This window comes from Bacteriovorax sp. DB6_IX (assembly GCF_000447775.1).
In the GTDB taxonomy this organism is placed as follows: Bacteria; Bdellovibrionota; Bacteriovoracia; order Bacteriovoracales; family Bacteriovoracaceae; genus Halobacteriovorax_A.
Genome location: NZ_AUNJ01000047.1, coordinates 1 through 241 on the forward strand (window position 1 = coordinate 1; position 241 = coordinate 241).

The 241-nt window shown below is 36.5% G+C and carries 1 pseudogene; it reads right to left on the bottom strand.

The window, feature by feature from the left end:
• Positions 1-241 (bottom strand): annotated as a pseudogene (locus tag M901_RS01345) (coproporphyrinogen III oxidase); the annotation flags it as partial.

The following is a 241-nucleotide window of genomic DNA, read 5'->3' on the forward strand; positions in this document are numbered from 1 at the left end:
TTAATTATTTGATCTGCAGGATTGAGTTCGTGAGAGGTCTGATTTTCTGGCAATCTAACTTTACTCATTTGCTCAGTGTAGTCTTTTACATCCTTACTATTTTGTCTGAAGCTATAATCTGTATTAGAAATGCTTGTCGCACCTAGGCCAATAAGCGTTGATGACTTCGCATCTGTGTAGCCCATAAATGAGCGATGAAGTTTCTTCTTATCAAAGGCTTGATAGAGATAATTTGTTTTCT